Source organism: Sphingomonas sp. Leaf37 (assembly GCF_920939475.1).
GTDB lineage: Bacteria > Pseudomonadota > Alphaproteobacteria > Sphingomonadales > Sphingomonadaceae > Sphingomonas.
This window is the reverse complement of sequence record NZ_CAKLAX010000002.1, coordinates 817,968-843,710: the sequence shown is the minus strand read 5'-3', so window position 1 is coordinate 843,710 and position 25,743 is coordinate 817,968. Positions and strand designations below refer to the sequence as shown.

Below are 25,743 nucleotides of genomic sequence, written 5' to 3'. Positions count from 1 at the left end.
TATGTGGCCGCCGACGCCGCGCTTTCAAACGACCGCCGCGCCGAACATAGGAGGATAATGGCCGACCACGTCCTCTACAGCTTCCGCCGTTGCCCCTATGCGATGCGCGCCCGATTGGCACTGGCCGTGAGCGGGGTGCGTTACCACCATCGCGAGGTCCGTCTCTCCGACAAGCCTGACGAGATGCTCGCGATCTCGCCAAAGGGCACCGTGCCGGTACTTCAGACGGCCGATGGGAGAACGATCGACGAAAGCCTCTCGATCATGCGTTGGGCGCTCGACGTGCGGGACCCGGAAGACTGGCTTGCGCGCGACGACCCGGCGCTGGTCGCCAGCAACGATGGCATGTTCAAGCACCACCTCGACCGATACAAATATCCCGATCGTCATGGCGCCGAGCCGGCCGTGCATCGCGACCTCGGCCTCTCGTTTCTGGAAGAACTCGAGGGCCGGATAGCTACTGCCGGGCAGATCAGCGGTAGCAGGGCGGGCCTGGCCGATGCCGCAATAATGCCGTTCGTGAGGCAGTTCGCCGCCGTCGATCGCGAATGGTTCGACGCGCGGCCGCTTCCACATCTGAAGGCGTGGCTTGTCGATCATCTCGCCTCGGACCTGTTTCAGCAGATCATGCACAGGTTTTCCCCCTGGTCTCCCGGCGAGAGGTTCGTCGTCCCTGCGGAGCATGATGCCAGCCGATCTGCGGACCGATCCTGACCGACGGATGGGCGGGGAGGCCGCGACGAACGAGCGCTTGTTTCCTACGGCTGCGAAGTGACCCGCGAACGTCGGCTTCCAGGTCGTCTGCAGGTGTTCGACGTCGGCTACGCGATCAAAGCGGACCGTCGGTAGGCGCAGCCGTCGAAGCCGATTGTGCGAGGTGCAATCCGACAGGCGCGCAACGCGCTTGTGTTTTGGGCGTCGCGCGGGCGAGAGAAGCGTTCTGCAATGTCTGGAGCCGTTTATGTCGAAGAGCATCATCGCCGACCTGTTTGCCGAGACGCTCCACCTTGCCGGTGTCGAACGGATCTATGGCGTGGTGGGCGACAGCCTGAACGGCCTGACGGACAGCTTGCGACGGCAGGGCAAGATCGAATGGGTCCACATGCGCAACGAGGAGGCGGCTGCCTTTGCGGCGGGGGCAGAGGCGCAACTGACCGGGCGGCTCGCGGTGTGCGCCGGGTCGTGCGGGCCCGGCAACATGCACCTCATCAACGGGCTGTACGATTGCAACCGGACGCGCGTGCCGGTGCTTGCGATCGCCGCGCAGGTGCCGAGCGGCGAGATCGGATCGAACTATTTTCAGGAAACGCGGCCCGAGGCGCTATTTCGCGAATGCAGCGTCTATTGCGAGACGATCGCCGACGCCGACCAGATGCCGCGCACACTGGAAACCGCGATCCGCGCGGCGGTCGGACGGCGCGGCGTCTCCGTCGTCGCAATGCCCGGCGATGTCGCGTTACGTTCGACCACGGGCACGCTGGCCCGATCCGCCGGCGCGTTGCTGCCGCCGCCATCGACGACGGTTCCTGCGGACGCGGACGTGGCAGCGCTGGCGGCGCTGCTGAACGGCGCGAAGGTCACGATCCTGGCGGGGCGCGGATGCCGGACGGCGCATGCCGAACTTGTGAAGGTCGCGGAGCTGCTTCAGGCGCCGGTCGTCCATGCGCTGGGCGGCAAGGAATTCGTCGAATACGACAATCCCTATGATGTCGGCATGACGGGGCTGATCGGGTTTTCGAGCGGCTACGATGCGATGATGGCGTGCGACGTGCTACTCATGCTCGGCACCGATTTTCCCTATCGGCAATTCTATCCGACGGGGGCGAAGGTCGCACAAATCGATCTGATACCGGAGAATCTCGGGCGGCGGACGGCGATCGATATCGGGTTGGTCGGCGATGTCGGGGCGACGCTGAAGGCGCTGATCCCGCGACTCACGGCGAACGGCGACGGTGCGTTTTTGCGATCCGCGCGCGAGAATTACGCCGAGGCCCGCAAAGGACTCGACGAACTGGCGGACGGCACGCCGGGGAGCGGCGTGATCCACCCGCAGCATGTCGCGCACGTCGTCAGTACGCTGGCGGACGACGACGCGGTCTTCGCCTGTGATGTCGGCACGCCGACGATCTGGGCGGCGCGCTATCTCAAGATGAACGGACGGCGGCGGCTGATCGGATCGTTCAACCATGGGTCGATGGCCAATGCGCTGCCGCAGGCGATCGGCGTGCAATCGGCCTTTCCCCGGCGGCAGGTCGTCACCTTGTCCGGCGACGGTGGGCTGGCGATGCTGATGGGCGAGCTGTTGACGCTGCGACAACTCGGGTTGCCGGTGAAGATCGTCGTCTTCAACAATGGCACGCTGGGCTTCGTCGAAATGGAGATGAAGGCCGCGGGCCTGATCGAGACGGGAGTCACGTTGGACAATCCCGATTTCGCAGCGATGGCGCGTGCGATCGGGCTGCACGGCGTGCGGATCACCGATCCGGGCGAGGTCGAGGCGGGCGTGCGCGAAGTGCTCGCGCATCCAGGGCCGGCACTGCTCGATGCGGTGACCGCGCGAACCGAATTGTCCATGCCGCCCAAGATCACGCTCGAGCAAATGAAGGGCTTCACGCTTTATATGGCGAAAGCGATCATCTCCGGTCGCGGCGATTCGGTGGTCGAACTCGGCAAGACCAACGCCGGTCTTCTCAAGCGTCTGTTCTAGGGCGAGGTCGTCGGGCCAGCATGTCGGCAATGCGGTGGATCGATCGGCCATGAGCAGTCATCTCGCGGATTGATCGGTCCCCTGCAGGTGGATCGGGATCGTCTCGCTGCCTGATGCTTGACGCCGCTTGCTCGCGTCGCGCGGGAACTTCGATCGGTGCAGACTGTTCAAACTGCTACCTCCCCGGAAACTAATCCAGGTTATGTGCCACGTCCTGATCATAGAAGACGAGCCGCTCATCGCGTTGCTGATCGAGACATTGGTGGAGGATGCCGGGGCTACATCATGGGACATCGCCGCCACCCAGGAGGCGGCCGTAGCGGCAGCGATGGCCCGTCCGCCCGACCTGATAACCTCGGACGTTCAATTGCTCGAGGGAACAGGGCCTGAGGCCGTCGCGTCGATCCATGCCGCTTTGGGGATCGGGCCAGTGATCTACGTCACCGCAACCCCGGATGCCTGCAAACCACTTTCGGCATCCAGCATCATCCTGAGGAAGCCGATGCAGACGGCGGCATTTACCGAGGCCTTTCGCGAGATGTGCTGAGGGGATGCGCGACAGTCGTGAACCATGACTAACCGCCAATACGCGCAGAGCATTCTAGAGGTGGGATGTCGTTGCCGGTAAGCCGCTTCCGGATGGCACGGATGATCCAGCTCACATCGCTGTGTCATTCTGGTCTGGCGTAGGCAGGTCGTGACCTACCGCCGCAAGCGCTCGCAACACGCGGGCGCGGTCGAGCGGCTTGATGCATCGGCAAGCATTCTCGTAGCGGGCCGGGATCAGCGCGGCATCGTAGCCGGTGGCGAACACGAACGGCACCCTGGCTGCCTGCAACGCGTCTGCGACCGGGAAGACCGGTTCGGTGCCCAAAGTGACATCAAGCACTGCGACATCGGGCAGCGGACCGGCGTCGATCAGCGCAAGGGCTTCAGCGACACCCGGCACCGGTCCCAGTACCTCCGCACCCTGTTCCTCCAGCCATTCGGCGAGGTCGGAGGCAATCAGATACTCATCTTCCACCACGAGGGCCCGGCGTCCCGTGACGCCCGCAACCGCTTCATTCGTCATTCCGGCCTGCCTTTGATCGGTACTGCAATCGTGCAATGCACTCCATCCGAGCCGAAGCTCAGCTCGGTCCTGGCCTTGAGCTGGTAGGGCAGGGCACGGGTGATCAGCTCCGTTCCATAGCCTCTGCGGCTGTCCGGCGCATGTTCGGGCATCGCCACGCCGCTCTCCCGCCAGTCGATGACGGCAACGTCATCACGACCCTGCGCCGAGACGGACCAGGTCACCGCAAGCTTGCCATCGGCCTGTGCCAGCGCGCCATATTTGACGGCATTGGTGGCAAGCTCATGGATGCCGAGCGCGAGAGCCTGCGCGGCTGTCGGCGGCAGCGTCACGTCAGGTCCGTCGATGCTGATCTTGTCGGTATGGGTCGCGCCATCGCCGTGCGCGACCAGCTCGGCATCGATGAGTGCACGCAGGGAGACGTCGCGGTAATTCAGCTCCGCCAACACACTTTGAACCCGGCTCAATGCACCGAGACGCTCCTCGAAGGCGTCCATGAACGCCGTCAGCGAACCATCACTCTTCTTGATCGTCTGTCGAGCCAGTGCCTGTACGACGCCGAGCAGATTGCGGGTGCGATGCTGCAGTTCAGCAAGCAGCACCTCCTGCCGATCCTTCAACGTGCGCAGGTCGTGGATATCGGTCATCGTACCGATCCACTCCGCAGGACTGGACGAGCTGTTCAGGGGGTGAGCGCGGGTCTGATGCCAGCGATACTCTTCGCCACCGGCGTGGCAGACACGATGTTCGACGTAATATTCGCCTGCCGCGGTCGCTGCATCCCATGCGGCGCGGGTGTGGGGCCGATCATCGGGATGGATCGCTTCGAGCCAGCCTTGTCCCAGACTGTCTTCGAAACCCACACCGGTGAATTCGATCCACTGCGGACTGGGCCAGGTTCGTTCACCATCGGGGAAGGTCTTGAACACCAGCTGGGGGACGCTGGTCGCCAGCAGCCTGAAACGTTCGTCCTGCTCGCGCTCACGTCGCTCGGCCTCGTACTGCTCCGTACGATCGCGGGCGATCTTCACGTAACCGGTGCCGTCACGTAGCGGCATCAACAGTCCCGACGCCCAGAAACGGCTGCCATCCCGGCGCTGATGCCATCGTTCGTCGAGCGCCCGTCCATGATCGTCGACGTTTCGCCGCTCGTCATCCGGTATGCCGCGCGCCCTGTCTTCGGGCGTGAAGATGGCATCGCCGCTATGGCCGACGATTTCGGCGGCGGTGAACCCGAAGAGCCGCTCTGCGCCGGCGTTCCAGCTCGTGGCGATGCCGCGCAGATCGGTGGTGTAGATCGCGAAATCGGTCGCGCTGTCGATGATCAGTTCGAGCAGCTCGTCGCGGCGGATCCGGCCTCTTGCAGCCTCATTCTCTTCGTCCAAGACACGATCTCCAGCGGAGCGATCGCCGATAGCCGCCTGTCGACCGCGCATCACTAGACTGGATTATGGATGTTCGCCTTTGTCGGCATTGCTTGGCGAGAACGGATGACCGTTCGAAGTTTCGAGCGCGGCGGGGGCGCGAATGTCCGGGATCGTGTCTCGCCCGCGTCGTGGCCCGTGGGCGGCGCGCAAAACGGCGTCGCCTGTCTCCGTTCGAGCCGACCGGTACCGTCGACGGTGCGCAGCACTCCGGCTACATGCGTTCGATGTTCTGCCGTTCCCGCGTTCCAATGCTGCTTATCGGTGCGGGCCTTCTGTCCGGCACCGCGCAGGCACAGCGGGCCGGCGTGTGGACGAGTCGCGTGGAGGTGGCCGGACAGGCTCCGGTGGCGGGCGGCGAGGAATGTATGGCCGCCGATCTGCCGCATGGCGTCATGTCTCGATGGCCTGCCGATTGCCGGGTCGCCGACAGGGCCAGGACGGCGTCGGGGGCGTTCGTTGAAGCTGCGTGTCGCCGCGGGGGCGGCATGACGCTGACGATCCGGCGCGAACTGATCGAGAGAGGCGATCGCGATTATACCATCGTCACGACCAGCCGGATCGATGGCGCCGGGGTCGCCCCGCACATCCTGCCCGCGACGTCGCTCCACGCGCATTATGTTGGCCCCTGTTCCGATCCCGCGGGTCGTGCGGGCGTGGGCGAGGTCGGGAGGACTGCCGGTGCTCCGACGCGGCGCGCTACGATATCGTGGATCGTTCAGATGCTGGCGTTCGTCGGCTTCGTCTATGCGTCGATCAGGGGATGGCGCTGGCTGATCCATCGTCCGGCACGCAGCCGTTACGAGCGCGCCGCCGTCGCGAACATCACGATAGACCAGACGGGTGCGGCCGACGTTCCGGTCCTCGCGACCTTCTCGGGCGTGCGTGGACTGCCCTGGTGGTATGCGGTGGCGACGAACAATGCCAGGCCGTCGCTGGTCGTCACGCCGGGCGGTCTCGACTTTCGTGTGGTTCGCCGTCACCGGCGGTCGTGGGGCGAGATCGAGCGCATCGACGTCCGACAGGCTCCGGGAACGGTGAATCTCGACGTGACCTTTCGCGGGGCGTTGCTGACGTTCAGCGCCAATCTGGGGTCGGTGCCGCTTGCCGGTCATGTCCTGTCGCTGATCCCGGCTTCCGTGCCGCTGTCGGATCGGGCGGTGGCGGTGAGGGCGGGATAACCGTGCTCGTTCTGACCGGCGGGTTTCCGATCGCGGGTAGCGGTATGGGCGACCGGAACAGTGCCTGCCGAGACGAACACCTGACCGGCTTCGATCCTGTGCTTCGGCCGGCGCGGCATGCTAGGACCGCCGGTATGTCAAAGACCCAAAGCAACGGCGGCACCGTCACTGTCGATGGCGCCATATACGATTGGCACCTCCAGCATGAACCGCGTCAGTCGGATGACGATGGCTGGAAGGGGATGACGATCGCCCTTTTCCAGCGCGATGCGAAACGGCAGGCGTGGGTGGAATTCCCGCCGCCCAAGCGGCTATTGAAGGGCCTGCCGCGCGGTCGTCTTCAACTCGACGACGCCACGATTTCGCGGTGCGTGCGCGCTGCTATGTCGGCGGGCTGGGAGCCGATGTCGCGGGGCAAGCCGGTGGTGTTCACGGTCGATGCGGAAGGCAATTGACGCGGCAATCGTGAGCTGAACCTATGGCCGCTTTTCGATCAACTCGATAACCCAGTCACCTGCAAGCATGCGCTGGTCACCGGTCCGGGCAACCTCGATCGCCTGGTCGCCGCGGTATATCCGCACGATCTGGCTGCCTGTGACATCCCGCGGCGATCGACCTTCCTCTTCTGCGCGTACGGCACGTTCCCGCAGTTCGATCCGACCGGCCCGCGTGACGAGGTCGGTGACGTAGTCAGCCACATGCGGACCTGTGGTGCACTGGGCCAGCAACTGCCCGCCGAAGCTGACCGGATTGACGATGATGCTGGCGCCCGCATCGCGGGCAAGCAGTTCGTTCTCGATCGCGGCGATCGACACCGCGATGCCGGCATCGGGTGCGAGCCTGCGACAGGTGAGGATGATCAGGACCGCGGTATCGTCGCGACCGGGACAGACGATGACGTTGCTGGCTGCATCGACCTTGGCAATTTCGAGTACCTTGTTGTGGGTCGCATCGCCTTCGACCGTCGCGACCCCCAATTCTTCCGCCAGGCGTAGCCGGCCGGCGTCCTCGTCCACCACGACGATCCGGTCGCACGCATGGCCACGCTCCAGCAGTTCTCCGACCGCGGCCGAGCCCGATCGGCCGTACCCGCAGACGATGACATGATCCTTCAACCCATGCCTGACGAGGCCCATGCGCCACCGCTCCCATCCTTGCCTCAGCATGAAGCTGTAGGCGCTACCCAGAAAGATCAGGAACACAAATATCCGGATCGGCGTGACGACGAAGGTGTCGAACATGCGCGCCGAATCACTCACCGGCACGATGTCGCCATACCCTACCGTCGTCACGGTGATCACGGTGAAATAGACGATGTCGAGGAAGCTTACCGCGCCATCGGTGTTATCCCTGAGCCCGGCACGATCGATCCAGTGTCCGCCCAGCGCGATACCGACCAGCACCAGCACGGCGACACCGCGGATCGCCAGCGTGGTAAGGGGACTGAGCCGCCCCGGACGATAGAAGCGCGGGCGTATGGTGAGGACGGTGGATCGCGCCGCCATGCGACCGGGCGTCAATGCGGGCTGTCCTGACCGGCGATGTCTCACGGACGAATGACAGGGGCGACAGGACTCATTCCTGCATTCTCCGCGACAGGCTCGCCGCGGGCAAGGCTTTCCTCGTCGCGCGCAAGGCCTGTACGATCCGGATCACCGTTCCCTTTTTCATCCGGCGCTAGAGCGCCATGCCTGCGGCCGGGACGGTGTGCAGCCGTGCGATATCCTGTCGCGGCGGAGCACCGAACAGCCGGCGATATTCGCGGCTGAACTGCGACGGACTTTCGTATCCGACCGCGAAGCCCGCCGTTCCGGCGCTCGCCCCGCCGACCAGCATCAGTCGGCGCGCCTCCTGCAACCGCAACTGCTTTTGATATTCGAGAGGCGTCATATGGGTGATCGCCTTGAAATGCGCGTGGAGCGAGGAAGGGCTCATGCCGGCTTCGGCCGCCACCTCCTCGATCCGGATCTGTGCATCGAAGCGCCGGCGGATCGCCGCGATGGCGCGGCTAACCTGGTTCAGATGGCTGCCGGCGGTCGCGACGTGGCGCAGCATCGGTCCGTGTGGCCCGGTGAGCAGCCGGTAGAGGATCTCGCGCTCGATCAGCGGCGCGAGTGCGTCGATCGTTTCGGGGCGGTCCAGCAGCCGGACGAGGCGGCAGGCGGCGTCGATCAGGTCGGGGTCGCCGGGATAGACGGCCAGTACCGGCAGATCGGTGCTGGACACGTCGCCGCCCTCGCTGACCATCAGATCGGCGAGCATCGCGGGATCGAGGTCGATCTTGCAGCAGAGATAGGGCCTGTCGGGACTCGCATCGATGACGTGGCCGACCAGCGGCAGATCGACCGAGACGAGCAGGTAGTGCGCGGCGTCGTAGACCACGCTGCGATCGCCGATCGAGACCCGCTTGGACCCTTGCGCGATCAGGCAAAGCGACGCCTCGTACACAGCGGGGGTCGGCGTGCTCGGCTGATCGGCGCGGATCAGCGACAGGCGCGGCATGACGGTGGTGCAGATGCCCGTTCCATTGACGTGACGGTCGATCACGTCGGCGAGCTGGGTGATCCTCTCCATGCCCGCCCTGATCGGACAGGCCGGCCCTTCCCGCAAGCGTCCGCCTCTCGTTCTGGAGGATCGGGCAAGGAGTGCGGACGATCGCTCTACCGCTCCCGCCCGTGCCGGCGCCATCTGGATGGCACCACATTTCAACGGAAAGGAAGCATCATGACGCAGAACATCGACAAGGTCGTGCTGGTCACCGGCGCATCGAGCGGCATCGGCGAGGCGACGGTACGCGAACTGGCGGCGGCGGGCGCCCGGGTGTTCATCGGTGCGCGTCGCGGCGACCGGCTCCAGGCGCTGGCTGAGGAACTGGGCGACATGGTCGCGTGGCGCGAGCTGGACGTTACCGACGGCAGCGACTTCGATGCCTTTGCCGCGGCGGCGGTGGAACGGTTCGGGCGCGTCGACGTGCTGGTCAACAATGCCGGCGTGATGCCGCTGTCTCCGCTCGCCGCGCTGAAGCGGGACGAATGGAAGCGGATGATCGACGTCAACGTGCACGGCGTGCTCAACGGCATCGCCGCGGTGCTGCCGCGCTTCATCGCACAGGGCAGCGGCCATGTCGTCAACGTCGCCTCGGTCGCCGCGTACATGGTGATGCCGACTGCGGCGGTCTATTGCGCGACCAAACATGCGGTGCGGGCGATCACCGAAGGGCTGCGGCAGGAGCATGACGAAATCCGTTCCACGCTCGTCTCGCCCGGCGTGGTCGCGACCGAACTCGGCCACGACATCACCGATCCTGCGGTCGCTGCGGCATTGAAGGGGTGGCGGCAGAAGTCGTTGACGCCGGATGCGATCGCGCGGGCGATCCGTTACGCGCTCGAACAGCCGGAGGGCGTCGACATCAACGAGGTGATCGTGCGCCCGACTGCCGCCGACATGTAGGCCTGAAGGCAGGCGACCTTCCGCCGCGTCGATCGTTGGGCGGGGCAGAGGAGAGCGTTTTCCATGTCCCGCCGTATTCTGATCACCGGCGCCAGCGTCGCCGGCAACACCGCGGCATGGTGGCTGGGCCGCGCCGGGTTCGACGTAACGGTCGTGGAACGTACACCCGCCTTTCGCGACGGTGGTCAGAACGTCGACGTGCGCGGTGTCGGCCGCGATGTCATGCGGCGCATGGGGCTGGAGCAGGCGGCGCTGGATCGGGGAACCGGCGAGGAGGGGACGGCATGGGTCGAGGATGACGGCAGCGTGGCCGCACGGTTCCTGACGGCGGATCAGAAGACGAACGGACCGACCGCAGAGATGGAGATCCTGCGCGGCGATCTCGCCCGTCTGCTCTACGAACCTGCTGCCGACCAGGCGACCTATCGTTTCGGCGACAGCATCGCGGCGATCACTGAGGATGGCGAGGCGGCGCGTGTGACGTTCGCCAGTGGCAGGACCGACCGTTATGATGCGGTGATCATCGCCGAAGGGGTCGGTTCTGCGACACGCGATCTGATCTTTCCGGGCGAGAATGCGCCGCGCTGGATGGATTTGACGATCGCCTATTTCACGATCCCGCATGCGGCGACCGATGATCGGCTGTGGCGATGGTACAATGCACCAGGCGGGCGCAGCGTCTCGCTTCGCCCCGATCGTCATGGCACGACGCGGGCGATGCTGTCCGTGCAGCACCCCGCCGGCGGCGAACAGGATTGGGATGTCGACCGCCAGAAGGCGTGGCTGCGCGAACGGTTCGCCGATGCCGGCTGGCAGTCCGCGCGCGTGCTGGATGGCATGGATGCGACCGACGATTTCTATTTCGACGTGCTGCGGCAGGTGCGGATGCCGCACTGGTCGAAGGGCAGGGTGGTGCTGACCGGCGACGCGGCATGGTGCGCGACGCCGATCGCGGGCATCGGCACGACGCTGGCGATCACCGGCGCCTATGTGTTGGCGGCCGAACTGGCGCGGTGCGACGCTATCGCTGACGGGGTTGCTGCATACGAACGCGCGATGCGGCCGATGGTCGAGGAGGCGCAGGGTGTGCCGAAGATCGCGCCGCGGTTGATGAACCCGCAGAGCCGGACGGGCATTCGCCTGCTGCACACGGCGCTCGCGGTGTCCAGCCGGCCGGCGTTCCGGAGTGTCGCGGGCAAGGTGTTCGGCGGCAACTCAGCGGAGCCCGACCTGTCCCGTTATGACGGGGCAGGCGGCCCGGATCGCGCGCTCGTCGCGACGAGACAGGGCGCGCCGTCCTTGCCGGGCGGGCTGTCCCCGTTGCTGGCGGCGGGCGCGGTCGGCCTCGTGCTGGGTGCGAGCGCCATCGTCGGACGACGCAATGCGCCGGATCCGTCGCATCCTGATATCCGACGCTGGTATCGCCGCCTCGACAAGCCCGGGTTTACCCCACCCGATGCGGTGTTCGGGGCCGTGTGGCCGGTGTTGGAGGCCGGTCTGGCGGCCGGCGGTTATCGCCTGTTGCGACGGCCCTCCGGTACGGCGCGCAATGCCGCGGTAGGGCTATGGTTGCTGAACACCGCGATGGTGGGCGGCTGGACGCAATTGTTCTTCCGCGAGCAGCGACTGGGATCGAGTGCCGCGGCGTCGGGGGCGATGGTCGCGTCCAGTGCCGCCTATGTCGCGACCGCCGCGCGGGTGGATCGACCGGCGGCGGCGGCAGGGGTGCCGTTCTTCGCCTGGCTCGGCTTCGCGACACTGCTTGCGACCAAGATCTGGCACGACAATCCGGCGAAGCGGCGATGAGCGGCGTGACCGTCTGGCACGACGGAAATTGTCCGCTTTGCCGGCGCGAGATCGCGCTGATGCGGCGGCTCGACCGGGGCGGCAGGATCACGTTCGTCGATGCGACCGGGCCGGAGGTCTGCCCATCCGATCGCGCCGCATTGCTCGCACGGTTCCACGCGATGGAGGACGGCAGAATGCTGTCCGGCGCCGCAGCATTCGCGGCGATGTGGCGCGCCATTCCGTTGCTACGGCCGATCGGTCTGCTCGCGCGGTACAGGCCGGTGCTTCGTCTGCTGGAGCGCGCCTATTCCCGGTTTCTGATCGTCCGCCCGCGTCTGCAACGCTGGCTGCTCCGGCGCGAGGCACGCGCGTGAGGCCAAGACCCGATCCCGTCGCCCCCGGACAGGAGAGCGTCTGGCGTTATCCGCGTCCCGCTATCGCCCAGCCGGGTGGCCGGCATATCCGTATCGAGCATGGCGGGATCGTCGTGGCCGATACCAACGCCGCCGTGCGTACCATCGAGACGAGCCATCCGCCAAGCTGGTACATCCCGCCGGATGCGATCACGGCGGGCCTGCTCCGCGCGTCCTCGCGGCGATCGTTCTGCGAATGGAAAGGCGAGGCGCGCTACTGGCATCTGGATATCGACGGGCAGACGCTCCGCGATGTCGGGTGGAGCTATGCCGACCCGACGCCTCCCTTCGCCATCCTGCGCGATCACGTGGCATTCTATGCGGGTCCGTTCGACAGCTGCACCGTGGACGGCGAACGGGTTCGGCCGCAGCCCGGCGGCTTTTATGGCGGATGGATCACGTCCGATCTCGCCGGTCCGTTCAAGGGGGTAACCGGCAGCATGGGCTGGTGATCGCCCCGAACAGCCTTACTCCGTCGTATCGAATGGACGATCGATCGTTCGCTGTGGCTCGGTGAACCAGGCAGCGCCGGTTTCCGTGACGTGGAAATGGTCTTCGAGGCGAACGCCGTAGCGATCGGGAACGACGATCATCGGTTCGTTCGAGAAGCACATGCCGGGGCGCAGGACGGTTTTGTCGCCGCGCACCAGATAGGCGGGCTCGTGGATGGCCAGCCCGATACCATGGCCGGTGCGATGCGGCAGGCCGGGAAGCCGGTATCCCGGCCCCAGCCCCGCCCTTTCGAGCACCTGTCGGGCCGCGGCATCGATCCGTTCGCAGGTTTCGCCCGGGCGGACCGCCGCGAATGCTGCGGCCTGCGCCTCGTGCTCGAGGTTCCAGGTGGTGCGGATGGAGTCGTCGACCCGCCCGAAGGCGTAGGTGCGGGTAATATCGGAATGATAGCCGTCGACGAGGCAGCCCGTGTCGACCAGAACGAGCTGATCCTCCTCGAGCGACTGATCGCCGGGCAGCCCATGGGGGAAGGCGGTCGCGCGACCGAACTGCACCGCGCAGAACGTCGATCCGGCGGCGCCGAGCGCGCGGTGGGCATCGTCGATGAAACGCCGGACGGTACTGGCGCGGATGCCGGGCGTCAGGATGCGCGCGGCGCGGCGCTGCACCTCGATCGTCATCGCCTTGGCTTGCTGCATCAGCGCCAGTTCGGCGGGCGATTTGATCATGCGCAGTCCGTCGATCACCGGACCCCCATCGACGACGTTGCGGTTCATGCGCAGTCGCTCGGCCATCGCGAACGGCAGCAGCGGATCGAGGGCCAGTGTCGCACCGGGCGCCGTGGCATCGCGCACCAATGCGGCGGGATCGTCATCCTCCTGCCACAAGCGGATGTCGGCGGCGATGACCAGTTCGGCCTCCAGCGAGCCGATCTCGAACGCGGGGCAGATCACGATCGGTTCGCCGGACACGGGCAGCAGCAGGGCGACCAGCCGTTCGGTCGGCGACCATGTGACGCCGGTGAAATAGCGCAGGCTGGGACCCGCGCTCACCAGCAGCGCGTCGATGCCGATCGCCGCCATCGCCCGGCGCGCCGATGCCAGCCGGGTCTGCCGTTCGGCGGCACCGACAGGCTGCGCGCGATGCGGCCAGTGCGCGAGCGAGGCGAGTTCACGTTCGATGGTCGATCCGCCGACGGTCATGACATTGCTCCTTTGCGTGTCGATCGTTCAGGCACGAGTATTTGCGCTATCCATACGTCGTCCTCCCGATCCTTGTATGACGAGGTACAATATCGTATACGATATTACAGCTGCAATGACAGGATATGACGATATGGCGATCGACTGGAACGGTGTTTTTCCCGCGGTGACCACGCAGATCCGCGAGGATATGTCGATCGATCTGGCCGATACGCAGCGTGTCGTGGACGATCTGGTGCGCGACGGCGTCACCGGCGTGATCGCGCTCGGAACCGTCGGCGAGAACAACTCGATGGAGCGCGACGAGAAGATCGCAGTGCTGACGGCGATCGTCGAGGTGGTGGATGGCCGCGTGCCGGTCATCACCGGCGTATCCGAATTCGATACCCGCCGCGCCGTCCGTTACGCGCAGGCGGCGGAGAAGGCGGGCGCCGATGGCCTGATGCTGTTGCCACCGATGGTCTACGTTCCCAAGGCGCAGGAACTCGTCGCGCATTTCAAGGGCGTCGCGAACGGCGTCGGCCTGCCGATCATGCTCTACAACAATCCGCCCGCCTATCGAACCTCGATCGATCGGGAGGTGCTGGAGGCGCTGATCGAGGTCGATAACATCGTCGCGGTGAAGGAGTCCGCGCCGGACACCCGTCGCTTCACCGATATTCGCAACGCGTTCGGTGATCGCTACGTCCTGTTCGCCGGCCTCGACGATGTCGCGCTGGAGGGATTGTATCTCGGCGCGAAGGGCTGGGTGTCGGGGCTGACCAACGCATTTCCGCGGGAGTCGGTCGAACTCGTCGCAGCCTTCCAGCGCGGCGATCATGCCAAAGCCATGGACATCTATCGCTGGTTCATGCCGCTGCTTCACCTCGATGCGGAACATGATCTGGTCCAGTCGATCAAGCTGGCCGAGCAGGTGATGGGTCGCGGGTCCGAACGGGTCCTGCCGCCGCGTTATCCGCTGACGGGCGCGCGCCGGGCGGAGGTGATCGCGATGGTGGAACAGGCGGCGGCGACGCGACCGACGCTCGGCGATACCGGCGCGCAAGACAAAGCGGCGTAGCACGCCATGCGGCACACCTTCTTCTGCATCGATGGCCATACCGCCGGCAACCCGGTCCGGCTGGTCGCTGGCGGCGCGCCCCTGCTGAAGGGCGCATCCATGTCGGAGCGGCGGCAGGACTTCCTCGCCCGCTTCGACTGGATCAGGACCGGATTGTGCTTCGAACCGCGCGGCCACGACATGATGTCGGGCGGGTTCCTCTATCCGCCCACCCGGGCCGACACCGATTGCGGCATCCTGTTCATCGAGACGAGCGGGTGCCTGCCGATGTGCGGTCACGGTACGATCGGCATGGTGACGTTCGGGCTGGAGCATGGGCTGATCCAGCCGGCGACGCCCGGCCGCCTGCGGATCGAGGTTCCTGCGGGTGTGATCGATATCGCGTATGACAGCGATGGCGGCCGGGTTACCGCAGTGCGGATCACCAACGTGCCGTCCTATGTCGCGGCCACGGGGATCGCGATCGATGTCGAAGGGATCGGCCCGCTGACGATCGATGTCGCCTATGGCGGCAACTACTATGCGATCGTCGAACCGCAGGGCGGCTACGTCGGCCTCGACATGCTGGGTGCCGCGCGGATCGTGGAACTCAGCGGCCGCATCCGCGCCGCCGTCCGTGCCGTCTTCGAACCGGTGCACCCGCTCGATCCGACGATCCGCGGCGTCAGTCACGTTCTGTGGGCCGATCGCCCGGCAAGCGATGGGGCGGACGGCCGCAATGCCGTATTCTACGGCGACAAGGCGATCGATCGCAGCCCGTGCGGCACCGGTACTTCGGCCCGGCTCGCGCATCTCGCGGCGCAAGGACGATTGCGGATCGGCGACCGCTTCGTCCATGAAAGCTATATCGGCAGCCGCTTCATCGGCCGGGTCGAGGCTGCCACCACGGTCGGCGAGCACCCAGCGATCATCCCGTCGATCGAGGGTACGGCGATCGCGACCGGTTTCAACACGATCTGGATTGATCGCGGCGACCCGTTCTGGGAAGGCTTTCAGGTCAAGTGATCCGTTCGCCGGCGCTGGTCGGGCAGCAACGGGATTGCAGGAGAGCCAGCGCGTGAGCAGCATCGTCGTACGCACATTGTCGGAACAGGTGTTCGAGGTGGTGCGCGAGCAGATCGTGATCGGTCGGTTGGCGACGAACACGCCGATCCGGCAGGATGCGCTTGCCGCACAGCTGGGCGTCAGCAAGATCCCGCTGCGCGAGGCGCTGGCCCGCCTGGAGCAGGAGGGATTGCTCGTCAGCCATGCCAATCGCGGCTATTTCGTCCGGCCGATGTCGGCCGGGGAGGCGGACGAAATCTATGCGCTGCGGCTGAATATCGAGCCGGCCGCGGCGGCCTATGCCGCGCGCGTCGCAGACGAGGGTGCGCGGGCCGAGGCTCTTCATGCATTCGAGCGGCTGGATGAGGCGGCAGGCGCCAATCTGGCCGAAGTGGCCAAGCGGAACCGCGATTTCCACACCGCACTGGTGCGACCGGGGGGCAGGTTGCTGACGACGCATATGGTCGAGCGGCTATCGATCCTCGCCGAACGGTACGTCGTCGCGCACCTGCAGCCCGCGGGTCGGGAATCGCGGGCGCATCAGGAACATCGCGCGCTGCTGGACGGATGGCTTGCCCGGGACGAGGCGGCGCTGGAAAGCCTGCTGGCGCAGCATATTCAGGCGACCCGTGACGATCTGAAGGAGCAATTCGCCGCGGGCGACGTGACGGGCGCCGAAAACGGAGGCGCGGCCACGTCTGCTTAACCGGGCAGTGCGATATGCCGCACCGTCGAACTGATGCGGGCGGACATCCCGCAGTATCGCGATCGAAGGAGTGCGGATGCCGAAGACGTTGGTGACTGGTGCGGCAGGCTTCATCGGCATGCATGTCGCGGAGGCGTTGCTGGCGCGGGGCGGCGAAGTGGTCGGGATCGATTCGCTCAATGCGTATTACGACGTTGCGCTGAAGCACGACCGGCTGGCCGGCCTGCACGCTCGTCATGGCGACCGGTTCGTCTTTCATCACGTCGATTTCGCCGACGCCGAAGCGCTGAAGACGACCCTCGCCGTGCACGACTTCGACCGGATCATACATCTCGGCGCACAGGCGGGGGTGCGGTATTCGATCGAGCATCCCGAGGTCTACGGACAGTCGAACCTGATCGGCCACCTCAACATCCTCGAACTCGCCCGTCATCGCGCGGTGAAGCACTGCGTCTATGCCTCGTCCTCCTCGGTGTACGGCGGCAACACGTCGGTTCCGTTCCGCGTCGAGGATCGCGTCGACCGGCCCGTGTCGCTGTATGCCGCGACGAAGCGTGCGAACGAGATCATGAGCGAAAGCTATGCGCACCTTTATCGCATCCCATTGACCGGCCTGCGGTTCTTCACGGTTTACGGTCCGTGGGGACGGCCCGATATGATGATCTGGATCTTCACCAAGGCGATGTTCGCGGGTGAACCGATCCCGGTGTTCAACGACGGCAGGATGGAGCGCGACTTCACCTTCATCGACGACATCGTCGCAGGCGTCCTCGCCGTGCATGACAATCCGCCGCCCGACGACGGGCGGGAGAAAGCGGGCGGCAGTATGGCGACCCACCGGCTCTACAATATCGGTAACAACCGGTCGGAACCGCTGGGACGGATGATCGAGTTGCTGGAGGCGGCGACCGGTCGGTCAGCGATACGCCGCAACCTGCCGATCCAGCCGGGTGACGTGGTGCGGACGGCGGCGGATATCGATGCCATCGCCGGAGATCTGGGCTATCGACCGACGACCTCGATCGATGTGGGCGTGCCGAAGTTCGTCGACTGGTACCGGGGATATCACGGGGTTTGATTACCCGGGGGCGGAGCACTTCCGCCCCCGGGCGCAACCTTGAGGACGCGTCGCCGCCCGAGCGATGACGCGTCCCCTCATCCCCTGAAAGGATGAAGGGCAGGGCCTATTTCTCCGCCGTTACCGTCGCCTTCGGCTTGACGTACCGGTCCAGCCAGTCCGTCATCTGCCACAACGTTTCTTCGGTCGATTCCAGTGCGCGATAGCCATGCGGTTCGTTGGGGAGCACCACGTACCGAACGGTTGCGCCATTGCCCTTCAGCGCCGCGTACATTCGTTCCGACTGGATCGGGAACGTGCCGCTATTGTCGTCTGCGCCGCCGTGGATCAGCAGGATCGGTGCCTTGATCCGGTCGGCGTAGGTGAAGGGGCTCATCTCGGTATAGGTCGGCGTCGCCTGCCAATAGGTGCGCTGTTCCGCCTGGAAGCCGAACGGCGTCAGCGTGCGGTTATAGGCGCCCGATCGCGCGATGCCGGCGCGGAACAGGTTGGTGTGGGCGAGCAGGTTTGCGGTCATGAAGGCGCCGTAGCTGTGACCGCCGACCGCCATCCGGCCCTTGTCCCCGACGCCGAGCTTCACCACCGCATCGACCGCGGCCTGCGCATCCTGCTGAAGCTGCTTGACGTAGGTGTCGTTCGCCTCCGCACCGCCTTCGCCGATGATCGGCATCGCCGGATTGTCGAGGACCGCATAGCCCTGCGTCAGCAGGAACAGGTGGCTGATGCCCCGCGGACGGACGAAGCGGTTGCCCTGATCCACCGTCTGCCCGGCGACCTTGGCATCGGTGAATTCGGCGGGATAGGCCCAGAGCAGCGTTGGCAGCGGCCCATCGCGCTTCACGTCATATCCGGCGGGGGTGTAGAGCGATGCGGACAGCGGCAGGCCGTCGGCGCGATTGTAGGTGATCGTCCGCTGGGTGACGCCCGCGAACACAGGTGCGGGATCGGCGAAGGCGGTAACGGCTCTGGCGCTGCCGCCCTTCACCGTGCGGATCATGTAATTGGGTGCGAGCTTCGCGCTTTCCCGGCGCGTCAGGATACGCTGCGCCTTGTCGTCGAGCAGGGCGACGACCGTCTCGTAATACGGCGCCTTGGCGGTCCACAGTCGCTTCGCCTCCCCGCCCGCAAGCGGCATCGTCGCCAGAAACGGAAAGGCGCCCGCCTTGGTCGCGCCGTCGCCGGTCATGTAGACGCCATCATGCGCAGGGGTGAAGCGCATGACGGGCTTGCCCGCCGCATTGTCTTCCAGCATCGGGAAGCCCGGATCGCCGTATTGATCCTGATAATTGCGGGTGAGCAGCGGGCGTGTCTGTCCCGGCTTCGCAGGCGAGACCGCGAGGCGATGCTCGGTCCGGCTGCGCCATTCACGGTCGATCACCATGGCGAAGCCATCGTCGCCCCACATCGTCGTCCCATAGCGGGCAGGCGTCATCGCGAGTTCGACGGGTTCGGCGGTGAAGGGCGCTGCCTGCATCATCACCTTGTCGTGGAAGGCGATCTTCGCACGCGGATTGCCGCCGTCGAGCGCCTCCGCCCAGACGAGCGTCGCAGGCGCGTCGGACCGCCATTCCGCTTCGCGTGGTCCTTTCACGGTCGCATCGAAATCGACCGGCAGATCGTCGGCGAGCGGGCGATCGACCAGGGTCTTCACCGGCTGTCCGTCGATGGTGGCGACGGCGATCTCGGTCGGGAAATAGCTGGCCGGCAGCAGATAGGAATAGGGGCGTTTCAGCCGCTCCGTCAGCAGATAGCGGCCATCGGGCGACACGCTGAAGTCGGTAATGAGACCCGGCGTCCCGATCGGTGTCGCGGTACCGTCGATGGCGATGCGGGTGAGCTGCCCGGTGAAATAATGGTCGAACAGGGCCTCGTCATGCGCATCGCCCAGCAGGTCTTCATAGGTGCGTGCGGCGGACGTGCGGCCGGCACTTTCCTGAACGACCGGACCGGTCGGCGTACTGCTGGCGGCGGGCGCCGCTCCGCGGTTGGCGGGCACGGTATAGGCGATCAGCGCCTTGCTGTCGGGTGTCCATTCGAACGGCGTTCCGAACGTGCCGTTCAGCCGGCCGGCGATCTTGCGGGCGTTGCCGTCGCGGGTGGCGATCCACAGCGACAGGCCGTCCGCCTCCTGCGCGTAAAACGCGATATGGCTGCCGTCGGGCGACCAGTCCGGCGCAGCGAAGCGCAATGCGGCGGGCAGGGAGACGGCGACCGTCTTCCCGCTCGCGACATCCTTGAAGCTCAACGCGTTCAGCCATTGCACGCGCACCTCGGCCTGACCGTTGGTGGCGGGGTCGATGCGATAGCCGCCGAGGCGCAGGATCGGTTTCGACAGATTCGCGATCGACGGCAGGTTCTCGCGACCGAGGATCGCAAGCGTCTTGTGATCGGGGCTGACCGCCACCCCCGGGGTCGGCGGCGTTTCCAATGCCCGGGCGATCGCATCGGGCGCACGGTGATAGGCGGTGCCTGGCGTCTGCGCCGCAGCGGTCGTGGTGAAGAGGAGAGCGATCAGACAGGTACCGGCGCGCATTCGTAACCCCTTGTTCTGGTTTACGGTGGTGTGTGCCATGCAGCGGACGCGGGCGCTAGGCGGGTTTCCGGCGATCTCACTCCGCGCCGAGCGCCCAGGGCGCCTTGGCCAGCGTCTTTGCCAGATGATCGATCACCACCTGTACGCGTAAAGGGCGCAGCGGGCTGGGCGGGGTGATGAGGTGCAGGCCCAGCGCTGGGACGGTCCAGTCCGGCATCGCCACCTCCAGACGCCGGTCGCGGATCTCGCGCCAGACGAGAAATTCAGGCTGCAACGCCATGCCTTGCCCGGCCAGCAGCGCCGGATTGAGCATGTCGGCGTTGTCGGTCCAGATGCGCACCGGCGGTTCGACCGTCTCCTCGCCGAACTGTGGATGATGAAACCGCCACAGTCCCCGCGTCGCGCCGCCGGTATAGGCCAGCGCATGATGATCGCGCAGCTGCGCCGGATGCGTCGGCCGGCCGTGGACGTCGAGGTATCCGGGCGACGCGACCAGCAAGATCCGGACGGTACACAGCCGCCGCGCGAGCAGCGAACTGTCCTCCAGCGCCGCGATCCGCAGCGCGAGGTCGAACCCCTCCGCAACCAGATCGACGCGCCTGTCGCTCAGGGCGAAGTCCAGCGTCACCTCGGGATATGCCGTCAGGAACGCCGGCAGGGTCGCACCGACATAGGCGGTGCCGAACGACAGCGGCGCGCTGATCCGCACCAGGCCGCGGGCGACATCGGACTGTTCGGCCGCAGCATCCTCCAGCGCCTCGCCTGCGTGCAATATGCCGGCCGCGCGCTGCAGCATGGTGCGACCCGCCTCGGTCAGCGACAGGCGTCGTGACGTGCGTGACAGCAGGGCGAGGCCCAGCCGCGCCTCCAGCCGGGCGATCGCTTTCGACACCGTCGGGTTGGACAAGCCGAGCGCCTGCGCCGCACCGGCGAAGGAGCCGCGTTCGGCGACCTTGGCGAAAATCGCCCAGGCTTCGAGATCGGGGAGGCGACGTGTCATTTCCGGCAATGATGTGATGCCATCATTGCTATTTCGTCAAGTCGCGGTCGCGACCATCTTGTGGGCAACAGACAACGGAGACAGACCATGATCGAACGTCGCCCCTTCGCCACCCTCGGCGGTGCCAACCACGGCTGGCTCGATGCCAAGCATCATTTCTCGTTCGCCAATTACTACGATCCCTCGCGGATGGGCTGGGGCCCGATCCGCGTGTGGAACGACGACCGGATCGCCGCCGGAACCGGCTTTCCGCCGCACCCGCATGCCGACATGGAGATCATCACCTACGTCCGCACCGGCGCGATCACGCATCAGGACAGCCTTGGAAACATGGGCCGTACCGAGGCGGGGGACGTGCAGGTGATGAGCGCCGGATCGGGCGTGCGTCATTCGGAGTACAATCGCGAAACGGAGGAAACCACGATCTTCCAGATCTGGATCGAACCCAAGACGCGGGGCGCCGCACCTTCGTGGGGTGCCAAGCCCTTTCCCAAGGGCGAACGCTCGGGCAAGTTCGTGACGTTGGCGAGCGGGTTCGACGATGACGGCGATGCCCTGCCGATCCGTACCGACGCCCGTATCGTCGGCGCGACGATCAAGGCGGGGGAAACGGCGGAATATACGCTGGGCGCGGGGCATCACGCCTATCTGGTTCCCGCTACCGGCAAGATCGAGATCAACGGCGTCGCCATTGACGCCCGCGACGGCGCCGCGATCCGGGACGAGAGCGTCATCCGCGTTACCGCGACGGAAGATGCCGAGATCGTCCTGGTCGACGCCGCCTGAACGATCGATAGGATAGCGGATCGTGCTCCTGCCCCCGCCGGGCAGGAGCAGTGACGGCGAAAGGGCTTCGGATGAGTGACAAGATCCTGATCTTCTACGGATCCTACCGGTCCGATCGCCAGGGCATCCGGTTGGCCGATTATCTCGTGCGACAGCTCACCGCGCGCGGTGCGCAGGCCGAACTGATCGATGCGAAGGCGCTCGACCTGCCGATGCTCGACAGGATGTATAAGGAATATCCGGAAGGCGAGGCGCCGTCCGCGCTGGAAGCGCTTGCCGACAAGATCAAGGCGGCGGATGCGTTCGTGTTCGTTGCGGGCGAATACAACTGGAGCGTTCAGCCCGGTCTCAAGAACCTGACCGACCATTTCCTCGAGGAATGGTATTGGCGGCCTGCCGCGATCGCCAGTTACTCCGCAGGCCGCTTCGCCGGTGCGCGGGCCGGGCTGGCATGGCACGGTATCCTGTCGGAGATGGGAATGGTCGTGGTTTCGAGCACGCTGGCGGTCGGCGGCATCGGCAAGGCGCTATCCGTCGAGGGCGAACCCATAGGCGACGGCGGGGCGAGTCTGGCCAAGGCGTTTCCCCGCTTCGCCGACGATCTGGCGTGGTGGACGGAGGCGGCGCGAGCGCAACGCGAGCGGAAGCCGCCACCATATTGACGATCGCGCCGCCGCGACGTTGCCGTCACGCCGGACGCGTTCCGGCGGGCACCCGCTACTGAAGAACGCACTTTTCGGAGCGGGTCGCAAATAGCAGCCGGACGGGCCGGCGTATGGGACGCTATCGGGCAGCTTTCTGCATCTTGCGGAAGCGGTGAAGCAGCGGTTCGGTATAGCCGTTCGGCTGCGCGATCCCGTCGAACACCAGTGCACGGGCCGCCCGATAGGCGAGGCTATCGCCCTCCCGCCCGCCCATCGGTCGATATTGCGGATCGCCGGCGTTCTGCGCATCGACCTTCGCCGCCATGCGCGCGAAGGCGGCATCGACCTCCGCCTCCGTCGCGACGCCATGCAGCAGCCAGTTGGCGATATGTTGCGACGAGATACGCAGCGTCGCGCGATCTTCCATCAGGCCGACGTCATGCATGTCCGGCACCTTCGAACAGCCGATCCCCTGATCGATCCAGCGGACCACATAGCCGAGGATGCCCTGTGCATTATTATCGAGTTCCGCCCGCACCTCGTCCGCCGACCAGTTCCGTCCGGCCTCTGCAACCGGCATGGTCAGCAACGCGGCGAGCGGCGCGACCGGCTCCCTGCTCCGCTCGCGCTGGCGGTCGAACACATCGACGCGGTGATAATGCGTCGCGTGCAGCGTAGCGGCGGTGGGCGAGGGGACCCAGGCGGTGTTCGCGCCCGTCTTCGGATGACCGATCTTCTGGTCGAGCATATCCGCCATCCGGTCGGGTGCGGCCCACATGCCCTTGCCGATCTGCGCGCGCCCGGACAGGCCGCACGCGAGACCGATCTGGACGTTGCGGTTTTCATAGGCTGCGATCCAGCCGGACGTCTTCATCTCGCCTTTCGGGATCATCGGGCCGGCGTGCATCGACGTGTGCATCTCGTCGCCGGTACGGTCGAGAAAGCCGGTGTTGATGAACACCAGCCGGTGGCGGACGGCATGGATACAGGCGGCGAGGTTGGCCGAGGTGCGGCGTTCCTCGTCCATCAGCCCGACCTTGATCGTGTAGCGCGGCAAGCCCAGAAGATCCTCGACTGCGTCGAACAGGCGGTCGGTGAAGGCGGCTTCGTCCGGCCCATGCATCTTGGGCTTGACGATGTAGATCGATCCCGTCCGGCTGTTATGTCCGTCGTCGTGCAGCGCGATCAGCGACGTGACGATCGCGTCGAGGATACCCTCCGGCGCCTCGCTGCCATCGGGCAGGCGGATCGCGGGGTTGGTCATCAGATGGCCGACGTTGCGTACGAACAACAGGCTGCGACCCGGCAGCGTCAGCGTCGTTCCGTCGGGCGCAGTGTAGCGGCGATCCGCCGCCAGTGTCCGCGTCACGGTTTCGCCGCCTTTGGCAAAGCTGGCAGTCAGGTCGCCGCGCATCAGCCCCAGCCAATTGTCGTAGGCCGCAACCTTGTCCTGCGCATCCACAGCCGCGACGGAATCCTCCAGATCGCAGATCGCGGTCAGCGCGGATTCCAGCACGACGTCGGCGATGCCGGCGGGATCGGTGCGACCTATCGGATGACTGCGATCGATCACGAGCTCGATATGCAATCCGTTGTGGCGAAGGAGCAGCGTTTCGCCGTCGCGGCCGACCAGTTGCGACGGATCGCCGAGGTCGGGCGTGCCGCCGGTCCAGTCGGTCCAGCTACCGTTCGACAGTGGCGCGATGTCGTCGAGAAACGCCTTGGCCCAAGCGATCACCTGCGCCCCCCGCCCGGGATCGTATCCGCCACGCGTCGCGCTACCGGGCAAGGCATCGGTGCCATACAGCGCGTCGTACAGGCTGCCCCAACGCGCGTTGGCGGCGTTGAGCAGGAAGCGGGCGTTCAGGATCGGGACGACGAGCTGCGGCCCGGCCATCGTCGCGATTTCGGCGTCGACATTGGCGGGATCGACCGCAAAAGGCGCAGGTTCGTGGACGAGGTAGCCGATCTGCGTGAGAAACGCCTGGTAAGCGTCTGCTTCGAAAGGATTGTCTTGATGCCATGCATCGATCGCGGCCTGTAGCCGGTCGCGTTCGGCAAGCAGGCTGTGGTTGTCGGGCACGAACCGGTCGAGGATCGCCGCGACGCCGCACCAGAATGCGTCGGCATCGATACCGGTGCCGGGCAGGGCGCGCTCTTCGATGAAGGTGATGAATGCGGGAGCGATGTCGAGGCCGGCGCGGTCCATGGGTCGATGTCCTTTGCGATCGCATCGTTCATAGACGCCGCACCATCCCCGCTCTAGCGTCAAAGATGTTGAAGCAGCTTATCGCCGGAAGAACGAATGATGTTCGATCCCGATTACTCCCTGTTCGTCGCGGTGGCCGATAGCGGCAGCCTGTCCGCCGCTGCGAGAACCTTGCGCATCTCGCCAGCAATGGTGTCCAAACGACTGCAAAGGCTGGAAGGTCGCCTCGGCGTGACGCTGATCCATCGCACCACGCGGCGACTGGCGCTGACGGAGGCGGGCGGGCGGCTGCGCGACGACCTCGATGGAATCTTGTCGGCGCTCACCGCGGCGGAGGCACGGGTGACAGGCGCGCGTGGCGTACCGGCGGGACCGCTGCGGGTATCGGCGCCCACGTCGTTCGGGCGGCTGCACGTCGCGCCACATCTGTCTACATTTCTCGCCGCACACCCGGCGGTGGAGCTTACGTTCGACCTTGGCGACGGCTTCGTCGATCTGCTCGGCGACCGGGTCGACTGCGCGATCCGTATCGCTTCGGAGGTGCCGTCCAACGTCGTGGCGCATCGGCTGGCCACCAGCCGCCGGGTGTTGTGCGCAGCGCCTTCCTATCTGGCGGCACACGGCGATCCGGCGTCGGTTCCCGCGCTGGGCGATCACCGGTTGCTCGCGGCGGCGGGGCAGATGCCGTGGCGGCTGGTCGCGCAGGGCAAGGCCGTGCAGGTCGAACGCGACAGCCACGTCCGCACCAATTCGAGCGAAATGGTGCGCGAACTGGCGCTTGGCGGCGTCGGCATCGCACTGCGATCCCTGTGGGATGTCGGCGACGCATTGCGTAACGGCCGGCTGGTGCGCGTCCTGCCGGACTGGGAGGGAACGGCCGACGTCGGCATCTATGCCGTCCACCTGCGCAGCGGCGCCGTGCCGCCCGCGGTCCGCGCATTCGTCGCATTCCTGCAATCCGTGATCGATCCCGCCAGCTGGCAGGGATGATCG

The 25,743-nt window shown here is 66.0% G+C and carries 24 protein-coding genes and 1 pseudogene; 16 read left to right on the top strand and 9 right to left on the bottom strand.

Annotation, left to right across the window (positions count from 1 at the left end):
• The first annotated feature begins 57 nt into the window (after window positions 1-57).
• The 3 genes from LRA87_RS09395 to LRA87_RS09385 all read left to right on the top strand — a co-directional run bounded on the left by LRA87_RS09395 (window position 58) and on the right by LRA87_RS09385 (window position 3,254).
• A complete protein-coding gene (locus tag LRA87_RS09395; protein ID WP_230631093.1) occupies window positions 58-714 on the top strand; it encodes a glutathione S-transferase in 657 nt (218 codons plus the stop codon).
• 247 nt (window positions 715-961) lie between these two features.
• On the top strand, window positions 962-2,707 hold the full coding sequence (gene poxB / locus LRA87_RS09390) for a ubiquinone-dependent pyruvate dehydrogenase (RefSeq protein ID WP_230631092.1): 1,746 nt from the start codon (window positions 962-964) through the stop codon (window positions 2,705-2,707).
• Window positions 2,708-2,909: 202 nt separating this feature from the next.
• Window positions 2,910-3,254, top strand: coding sequence for a response regulator (locus LRA87_RS09385; RefSeq protein WP_230631091.1), 345 nt, complete (start codon window positions 2,910-2,912; stop codon window positions 3,252-3,254).
• 111 nt (window positions 3,255-3,365) lie between these two features.
• Here LRA87_RS09385 and LRA87_RS09380 read toward each other — a convergent pair whose 3' ends face one another.
• The 3 genes and pseudogenes from LRA87_RS09380 to LRA87_RS09370 form a co-directional block, all read right to left on the bottom strand.
• Window positions 3,366-3,779 carry a response regulator gene (locus LRA87_RS09380; RefSeq protein WP_230631090.1) on the bottom strand — a complete coding sequence of 138 codons (414 nt, stop codon included), beginning with the start codon at window positions 3,777-3,779 and terminating at the stop codon, window positions 3,366-3,368.
• The gene (locus tag LRA87_RS09375; RefSeq protein ID WP_230631223.1) at window positions 3,776-4,810 is read right to left on the bottom strand and encodes a sensor histidine kinase; all 1,035 of its coding nucleotides are present in this window, start codon (window positions 4,808-4,810) and stop codon (window positions 3,776-3,778) included. The genes LRA87_RS09380 and LRA87_RS09375 overlap by 4 nt, the downstream gene beginning before the upstream one ends.
• A 12-nt stretch (window positions 4,811-4,822) precedes the next feature.
• Window positions 4,823-5,215 (bottom strand): annotated as a pseudogene (locus LRA87_RS09370) (PAS domain S-box protein); the annotation flags it as partial.
• A 215-nt stretch (window positions 5,216-5,430) separates the two neighbouring features.
• On the opposite strand from LRA87_RS09370, the gene LRA87_RS09365 reads away from it, so the two are divergent.
• Together LRA87_RS09365 and LRA87_RS09360 are read left to right on the top strand one after the other, a co-directional pair.
• Window positions 5,431-6,384 carry a hypothetical protein gene (locus LRA87_RS09365; protein WP_230631089.1) on the top strand — a complete coding sequence of 318 codons (954 nt, stop codon included), beginning with the start codon at window positions 5,431-5,433 and terminating at the stop codon, window positions 6,382-6,384.
• Between the two features lie 134 nt (window positions 6,385-6,518).
• The gene (locus tag LRA87_RS09360) at window positions 6,519-6,839 is read left to right on the top strand and encodes a hypothetical protein (protein ID WP_230631088.1); all 321 of its coding nucleotides are present in this window, start codon (window positions 6,519-6,521) and stop codon (window positions 6,837-6,839) included.
• Window positions 6,840-6,860: 21 nt separating this feature from the next.
• Here LRA87_RS09360 and LRA87_RS09355 read toward each other — a convergent pair whose 3' ends face one another.
• Window positions 6,861-7,889: a potassium channel family protein gene (locus LRA87_RS09355; RefSeq protein WP_230631087.1), complete on the bottom strand. Its 1,029-nt coding sequence runs from the start codon at window positions 7,887-7,889 to the stop codon at window positions 6,861-6,863.
• A gap of 172 nt (window positions 7,890-8,061) precedes the next feature.
• Window positions 8,062-8,958: an AraC family transcriptional regulator gene (locus tag LRA87_RS09350; protein WP_230631086.1), complete on the bottom strand. Its 897-nt coding sequence runs from the start codon at window positions 8,956-8,958 to the stop codon at window positions 8,062-8,064.
• Window positions 8,959-9,108: 150 nt separating this feature from the next.
• Here LRA87_RS09350 and LRA87_RS09345 point away from each other — a divergent pair, with 150 nt between their 5' ends.
• The 4 genes from LRA87_RS09345 (at window position 9,109) to LRA87_RS09330 (ending at window position 12,487) form a co-directional block, all read left to right on the top strand.
• Window positions 9,109-9,834, top strand: coding sequence for an SDR family oxidoreductase (locus tag LRA87_RS09345; RefSeq protein WP_230631085.1), 726 nt, complete (start codon window positions 9,109-9,111; stop codon window positions 9,832-9,834).
• Window positions 9,835-9,897: 63 nt separating this feature from the next.
• The gene (locus tag LRA87_RS09340) at window positions 9,898-11,640 is read left to right on the top strand and encodes a tryptophan-rich sensory protein (RefSeq protein ID WP_230631084.1); all 1,743 of its coding nucleotides are present in this window, start codon (window positions 9,898-9,900) and stop codon (window positions 11,638-11,640) included.
• Window positions 11,637-11,996: a thiol-disulfide oxidoreductase DCC family protein gene (locus tag LRA87_RS09335; protein WP_230631083.1), complete on the top strand. Its 360-nt coding sequence runs from the start codon at window positions 11,637-11,639 to the stop codon at window positions 11,994-11,996. The genes LRA87_RS09340 and LRA87_RS09335 overlap by 4 nt, the downstream gene beginning before the upstream one ends.
• The gene (locus LRA87_RS09330; RefSeq protein ID WP_230631082.1) at window positions 11,993-12,487 is read left to right on the top strand and encodes a DUF427 domain-containing protein; all 495 of its coding nucleotides are present in this window, start codon (window positions 11,993-11,995) and stop codon (window positions 12,485-12,487) included. The genes LRA87_RS09335 and LRA87_RS09330 overlap by 4 nt, the downstream gene beginning before the upstream one ends.
• A gap of 15 nt (window positions 12,488-12,502) precedes the next feature.
• Here the strand turns inward: LRA87_RS09330 and LRA87_RS09325 are convergent, their stop codons facing one another.
• Entirely contained in the window at window positions 12,503-13,690 is a 1,188-nt protein-coding gene (locus LRA87_RS09325) for a M24 family metallopeptidase (RefSeq protein WP_230631081.1), read from the bottom strand.
• 133 nt (window positions 13,691-13,823) lie between these two features.
• Between LRA87_RS09325 and LRA87_RS09320 the strand changes: the two genes are divergently transcribed.
• The 4 genes from LRA87_RS09320 to LRA87_RS09305 all read left to right on the top strand — a co-directional run bounded on the left by LRA87_RS09320 (window position 13,824) and on the right by LRA87_RS09305 (window position 17,578).
• On the top strand, window positions 13,824-14,750 hold the full coding sequence (locus LRA87_RS09320; RefSeq protein WP_230631221.1) for a dihydrodipicolinate synthase family protein: 927 nt from the start codon (window positions 13,824-13,826) through the stop codon (window positions 14,748-14,750).
• A gap of 6 nt (window positions 14,751-14,756) precedes the next feature.
• Window positions 14,757-15,755: a 4-hydroxyproline epimerase gene (locus LRA87_RS09315; protein WP_230631080.1), complete on the top strand. Its 999-nt coding sequence runs from the start codon at window positions 14,757-14,759 to the stop codon at window positions 15,753-15,755.
• A 52-nt stretch (window positions 15,756-15,807) separates the two neighbouring features.
• Window positions 15,808-16,500, top strand: a complete 693-nt coding sequence (locus LRA87_RS09310) for a GntR family transcriptional regulator (RefSeq protein ID WP_230631079.1) — start codon at window positions 15,808-15,810, stop codon at window positions 16,498-16,500.
• A 76-nt stretch (window positions 16,501-16,576) separates the two neighbouring features.
• Complete coding sequence (locus LRA87_RS09305; RefSeq protein ID WP_230631078.1) at window positions 16,577-17,578, top strand: NAD-dependent epimerase/dehydratase family protein; 1,002 nt, start codon at window positions 16,577-16,579, stop codon at window positions 17,576-17,578.
• Window positions 17,579-17,684: 106 nt separating this feature from the next.
• Here LRA87_RS09305 and LRA87_RS09300 read toward each other — a convergent pair whose 3' ends face one another.
• Window positions 17,685-20,150, bottom strand: coding sequence for a S9 family peptidase (locus tag LRA87_RS09300; RefSeq protein ID WP_230631077.1), 2,466 nt, complete (start codon window positions 20,148-20,150; stop codon window positions 17,685-17,687).
• A 37-nt stretch (window positions 20,151-20,187) separates the two neighbouring features.
• On the bottom strand, window positions 20,188-21,111 hold the full coding sequence (locus tag LRA87_RS09295; protein WP_230631076.1) for a LysR family transcriptional regulator: 924 nt from the start codon (window positions 21,109-21,111) through the stop codon (window positions 20,188-20,190).
• 87 nt (window positions 21,112-21,198) lie between these two features.
• Here LRA87_RS09295 and LRA87_RS09290 point away from each other — a divergent pair, with 87 nt between their 5' ends.
• Window positions 21,199-21,897: a pirin family protein gene (locus LRA87_RS09290; RefSeq protein WP_230631075.1), complete on the top strand. Its 699-nt coding sequence runs from the start codon at window positions 21,199-21,201 to the stop codon at window positions 21,895-21,897.
• Window positions 21,898-21,968: 71 nt separating this feature from the next.
• Window positions 21,969-22,559 (top strand): NADPH-dependent FMN reductase, encoded by a 591-nt coding sequence (locus LRA87_RS09285; RefSeq protein WP_230631074.1) that lies wholly within the window; start codon window positions 21,969-21,971, stop codon window positions 22,557-22,559.
• Between the two features lie 121 nt (window positions 22,560-22,680).
• On the opposite strand, the gene LRA87_RS09280 is transcribed toward LRA87_RS09285, so the two are convergent.
• The gene (locus tag LRA87_RS09280; RefSeq protein WP_230631073.1) at window positions 22,681-24,750 is read right to left on the bottom strand and encodes a malate synthase G; all 2,070 of its coding nucleotides are present in this window, start codon (window positions 24,748-24,750) and stop codon (window positions 22,681-22,683) included.
• 96 nt (window positions 24,751-24,846) lie between these two features.
• Here LRA87_RS09280 and LRA87_RS09275 point away from each other — a divergent pair, with 96 nt between their 5' ends.
• Window positions 24,847-25,740, top strand: a complete 894-nt coding sequence (locus tag LRA87_RS09275; protein ID WP_230631072.1) for a LysR family transcriptional regulator — start codon at window positions 24,847-24,849, stop codon at window positions 25,738-25,740.
• The last annotated feature ends 3 nt before the right edge of the window (window positions 25,741-25,743 follow it).